Source organism: Escherichia sp. MOD1-EC5990, assembly GCF_002965285.1.
Taxonomy (GTDB): Bacteria; Pseudomonadota; Gammaproteobacteria; order Enterobacterales; family Enterobacteriaceae; genus Escherichia; species Escherichia coli_F.
In genome coordinates, this window is record NZ_PTRV01000047.1 from 1 (window position 1) to 5,078 (window position 5,078).

Below are 5,078 nucleotides of genomic sequence, written 5' to 3' on the forward strand. Positions count from 1 at the left end.
ATCACGCAGTTGTTTGACCCATCTTGTCATTGTGGAAAGGCCAACATCCATAGCTTTGGCGGCATCTGCCACCGTGTGGTTCTGGTCAACAACCAGTTGAGCGGATTCGCGTTTAAAATTTCTTTTTTTCATTGGAGCACCTGTGTTGTTCTGAGGTGAGCATATCACCTCTGTTCAGGTGGCCAAATTCAGTGTGCCACTTCAGTCCGGAGATGGCGGAGAAACTTGCCCTGCTTGAAAAACTGGGCATCACGCTGGATGACCTGGAAAAACTCTTCAAATCCCGCTGAACATAAACTGTAGGCAGTGAAGAGTGCTCCTTTACTGACTACAGCTTATATTATCAGGTGCAGTGAGTGGTCTGCTCACTGCAGTTTATATTCAGTTTCCTGCAGTGCTGCCTGTGGCTGAGCTGCCATCTGCCTGTCCCTTACGTGAGTCACCCCGTAACCTGATGTTGAGGCATTGCTCCCTTCATAAAACATGGTTTACTCACTACAGCTTATCTACCTGCTCCAGCTTATGTTATGTCTGTTCTGCTGATCACTGCTTATATAAGGAAGTGCCGTTACTTCAGGGGAGGCAGTGTACGCAGGATCTCCGCAGCATCCCGCCCGTCACCTGTGAAAGGCACTGCCAGCGTGGCAGCCATATCCAGTGCAAACACTCTGGTATAAACCTCCATCGAACGTGGATCCCTGTGACCAACCAGTGCCTGGATGACTTTCCGGGGCTGGCGGTGATAGAGCATGTGCATGATATTGCTGTGCCGGAAGGTGTGTGGTGTTGTCAGCGCCAGTGATATAAGACGGTAATTCGCCATTTGGATTGTCCGCTCCACCCAACATGTTGTTTCCTTAAGGTTCCCACACCAGAAAGGACATCAACATGCTGAGCAGAGAGGACTTTTACATGATAAAGCAAATGCGCCAGCAGGGCGCGTACATTGTCGATATTGCGACTCAGATTGGTTGCTCTGAACGGACGGTCAGACGCTACCTCAAATACCCTGAACCGCCAGCCAAAAAGACCCGCCACAAAATGGTTAAGCTGAAACCGTTTATGGATTACATCGACATGCGCCTGGCAGAGAATGTCTGGAATAGCGAGGGTATCTTCGCGAAGATTAAGTCAATGGGCTATACGGGCGGACGTTCCATGCTGCGTTACTACATCCAGCTCAAACGTAAAATGCGTCCGTCAAAAAGAACAGTTCGCTTCGAAACTCAGCCTGGATACCAGCTCCAGCACGACTGGGGCGAAGTTGAGGTGGAGGTTGCCGGGCAACGGTGCAAAGTTAACTTTGCGGTTAATACGCAGGGATTCTCCCGCCGCTTCCATGTCTTTGCCGCACCAAAACAGGATGCTGAGCATACCTACGAATCACTGGTTCGCGCCTTCCGCTACTTCGGTGGTTGTGTGAAAACGGTGCTGGTTGATAACCAGAAGGCTGCGGTGCTGAAGAATAACAACGGAAAAGTCGTGTTCAACTCTGGCTTCCTGTTGCTGGCCGACCACTATAACTTCCTGCCACGGGCATGCCGTCCATGCAGGGCCAGAACAAAAGGTAAGGTTGAGCGGATGGTGAAATACCTCAAGGAGAACTTCTTCGTCCGGTACCGCAGGTTCGACAGCTTCACTCATGTTAATCAACAACTGGAGCAATGGATAGCCGATGTGGCTGACAAACGGGAACTTCGCCAGTTCAAAGAAACGCCGGAACAGCGCTTCGCGCTGGAGCAGGAACATCTGCGGCCGTTACCGGATACGGACTTCGATACCAGTTACTTCGACATCTGCCATGTGTCCTGGGACAGTTATATCGAGGTTGGCGGTAATCGTTACAGCGTTCCCGAAGCGCTGTGTGGTCAGCCGGTATCGATACGAATATCGCTGGATGACGAGTTGCGGATCTACAGTAATGAGAAACTGGTGGCCTCACATCGCCTCTGTTCGGCATCGTCTGGCTGGCAGACAGTGCCGGAGCATCACGCCCGCTCTGGTAGCAGGTCAGTCAGGTGGAACATCGGCCACTGAGTGCCTATGAGGAGCTGTTGTGATGCATGAGCTGGAAGTCCTGCTGAATCGCCTGAAAATGGAGCATCTGAGTTATCACGTTGAAAGCCTGCTGGAACAGGCAGCTAAAAAAGAGCTGATGTTCGGAGATCACGTGCTGGCAACAGCGATCCTGGATCGGCTGCTACATCTCTCAACCACGCTGAATATCAAAGGAGAGAGTTACCGGTTAAAAGAGAAACGTAAAGCAGGAGTGCTGACCAAAAACACAACGCCAATCAGTGATGATGAAATGGTGGAAAGCGGACAGCATCAGTAACGAAAGTATTTAGCGGGCATGAAAATGGCAAATAACGGTCAAACATCGTGGCGTTGACAAGGGCTGTACTTGCGGCGGTGCGCGATGCGGTACGCAGTGTCAGTTACTAGGTGGCAGAAGATGCGCGGCGTATCCGGGCGGCGCTGATCACAACCGGTCAGACGTTGCTGACCCGCCAGACGCGCCGCTTCCGTCTGGTGGTGAAGGAAAGCGATCACCCCTGCTGGCTCGATGAAGACGACGATAATCTGCCCGTTGTGCTCGATGCCATCCTGAACCGGGGCGCACGTTTTTCGTCGGTGGAAATGTACCTGGTCAGCGATTGTATTGAGCATATCCTGTCCAGTGGGCTGGCCTGCGATGTGCTGCGTATACCGGATGAACCGCCCCGCCGCTGGTTTGACCGTGGTGTTCTGCGGGAGGTGGTCCGGGAAGCACGGGCCAAAATCCGCAGCATGGCGGATGCTCTGGCAAAAATCAGGGGCTGATGATGGCGGGGAAAATCCCATAAGCGCTAACTTAAGGGTTGAACCATCTGAAGAACGCGACGCCTCGGTACCTCGTTAAGACGATGCCTCGCGTTCTTCAATTGCGTTTTGTAGGCTGTCAGGGATACGGTACCACGAATGGCCACCTGTAAGCTCCAGATGACCATTTTTGTTATTCTCCACAACGAGTTAGTTCTTCTTTTCGGATCCGGCACGTCTGGGGGAAAATCCAGCGATGGCTGGATTATGTCGTCAATTAAAAATGCGGCGAGTAGATTAGCAAATATCCACGCTTTCGCGAGTTCAGGTTCCTTTGCACGCAAAGCATCCAAGTGCAGCAAACTTTTGAGCCGCTTAAAAGCCAGTTCAATTTGCCATCGCAGACGGAAACAATCAGCCACTTGCTCTGCTGAATATTCATCTTCCGATAATGATGTTAGCAGTAGTACATGGCCCGCTGCTTCCAGCGTTTCCGCCGGAACTACTCGTCCTTTTCGACGATTCTCGCTGAGCAGTCGGATTTTACTGATTAATGCTTTTTCGGGAGGAAGTGATACGGCAATGAGACGTGCCGGAAAGGGAGCTCCGGCTTTTTTATTACCTGAATTGCCTATCATTACAGTGGTTTCACCGTTCTTACCGCAATCCAGCCCGCGCAGAAAACCCATCATGTCAAAGCGCATTCCTTCTGCAGTTAACCAGCGCAATCCTCGCCAGTGAACCCGGACGATATAATTAGCTTCTCCAAAAGCAAGTGAGCGGATACATTCGGGACGCGAACCGAATCCCCGGTCAGCAATGCGTATCTCGTCTGCCTTTTGCGCAAATCGATCCAGCAGTTCAGCGTCTCTGCTGTCGGTTAGCTCAAAATCAGTGAACTGACAGGTATGAGGATCATATCCCATATGTAGTCGCCATTCAGCGCTGCCGCCCCCGGGCGCGCTGTTTGCTGTTCCATCGACAAGACGCAATCTCTTTCTGCTTGTACAACCCGTAACTGCGGCGCGTACAGCAAGTGTTTGTGCGGCAAGTATGCCAAACCAGTCGGTGGCATTCCGCAGCCGTTTCAGGAGAGCCACGTCAGATAATGTTGCAACGTCATGGAGCTGAGCCCATGCAGTGACTTCACGTAATGACATCCCCCCGGGGCCGTAAGCCAGCCCCAGACGTAGCAGAGTTGCAGCATCACGAATTTCGCGGCGGCGGGTCAGAGCACCGGCATTACGTGCCGAAGTATCCAGTTCTTCGGGCTTACCAATATGGGCCAGAATTGCTGAACAGTTATCGTGAGAGTAATTCATCGGCACGTTAAATCATATCAGGCGTAATACCACAACCCTTAAGTTAGCGCTTATGGGATTTTCCCCGCCTTTTTCCTGCCGGTCCCCGGACAGAGCACAAAGGAAGTCGCCGCCGGCTCCGCTTTACCCGGCCATGCGGGGCATGGCCTTGTGGGTTTTCAGTTATGTGGCCTCAGCGTCGTGTGCGGGCTGGCGCAAAAAATGATGCCGGAATATCAGGGAGGCTTCTGGCACTTCATCCGCCTGCCGGACGGTGGCGGTTACATGATGCCGGATGGCGACCATTTTCATCTGGTTAACGGTGAAAACTGGTTTGACCGCACGGTCAGTGCTGATGCCGCAGGCATCATTCTGACTTCCCTTGTGATTAACCGCCAGTTGTGGCTGCACCACGACAGCGGTAACGCAGGGTTGACACACCTGTACCGGATACGTGATGCGCAGTTGTGGAGCCACATCGAATTTCACCCCGAATGCAACGCGATTTACGCGGCACTGGACTGATTAACGGACGGGGCGGCAATGCCGCCCCTGTAAAGGAGACGAGAACATGTACTGTACTGTTAAAGACATTATCCGCGAAGTGCTGGATACAGATGTGCCGGACAGTGAATGTGTTTTTGCCGTGGTGCTGACCCGTGGGGATGTGCGCCATATGGCTCAGGACTGGAGCCTGTCAGACGATGAGCTGGCCCCCCTGGCGTTTTACAGTGATAAGCGACTCATGACGGCATAACTACGTTAAGCTAGAACTTTACGCCTTCATTTTCGCCAGCCACACCCCCATTGGTCTTTCTAGACGTCGAGATTTAAATAGGTGTCAGTATTACGGGCCAGCCCCCAAACACCAAAATTGATGTAAAGCATAAATCAAAATGGTGATGCTGCCAACTTACTGATTTAGTGTATGATGGTGTTTTTGAGGTGCTCCAGTGGCTTCTGTTTCTATCAGCT

2 protein-coding genes and 7 pseudogenes are annotated in these 5,078 nt (G+C 52.0%); 6 read left to right on the plus strand and 3 right to left on the minus strand.

The genetic code is table 11. The features are described 5' to 3' along the window. Positions 1 to 132, minus strand: a 132-nt coding sequence (locus BEB42_RS25505) for a transposase (protein ID WP_172954556.1), incomplete at its 3' end; no start/stop codon positions are given. A 71-nt stretch (positions 133 to 203) separates the two neighbouring features. On the opposite strand from BEB42_RS25505, the pseudogene BEB42_RS26440 reads away from it, so the two are divergent. Beyond that, positions 204 to 290: pseudogene (locus BEB42_RS26440) on the plus strand (replication protein RepB); the annotation flags it as partial. A 278-nt stretch (positions 291 to 568) separates the two neighbouring features. Here the strand turns inward: BEB42_RS26440 and BEB42_RS25520 are convergent. Beyond that, positions 569 to 790 (minus strand): annotated as a pseudogene (locus tag BEB42_RS25520) (tyrosine-type recombinase/integrase); the annotation flags it as partial. A gap of 98 nt (positions 791 to 888) precedes the next feature. Here BEB42_RS25520 and istA point away from each other — a divergent pair. The 3 pseudogenes from istA to BEB42_RS25535 all read left to right on the plus strand — a co-directional run. Then, positions 889 to 2,006, plus strand: a pseudogene (gene istA / locus BEB42_RS25525) (IS21 family transposase). 149 nt (positions 2,007 to 2,155) lie between these two features. Then, a pseudogene (locus tag BEB42_RS25530) lies at positions 2,156 to 2,335 on the plus strand (ATP-binding protein); the annotation flags it as partial. A gap of 59 nt (positions 2,336 to 2,394) precedes the next feature. Next, positions 2,395 to 2,823, plus strand: a pseudogene (locus tag BEB42_RS25535) (hypothetical protein); the annotation flags it as partial. Between the two features lie 189 nt (positions 2,824 to 3,012). On the opposite strand, the pseudogene BEB42_RS25540 reads toward BEB42_RS25535, so the two are convergent. Continuing rightward, a pseudogene (locus BEB42_RS25540) lies at positions 3,013 to 4,124 on the minus strand (IS4 family transposase). Between the two features lie 57 nt (positions 4,125 to 4,181). On the opposite strand from BEB42_RS25540, the gene BEB42_RS25550 reads away from it, so the two are divergent. Beyond that, the gene (locus BEB42_RS25550) at positions 4,182 to 4,628 is read left to right on the plus strand and encodes an antirestriction protein (RefSeq protein WP_236942419.1); all 447 of its coding nucleotides are present in this window, start codon (positions 4,182 to 4,184) and stop codon (positions 4,626 to 4,628) included. A 46-nt stretch (positions 4,629 to 4,674) separates the two neighbouring features. Continuing rightward, positions 4,675 to 4,815, plus strand: a pseudogene (locus tag BEB42_RS25555) (hypothetical protein); the annotation flags it as partial. Positions 4,816 to 5,078: the final 263 nt, after the last annotated feature.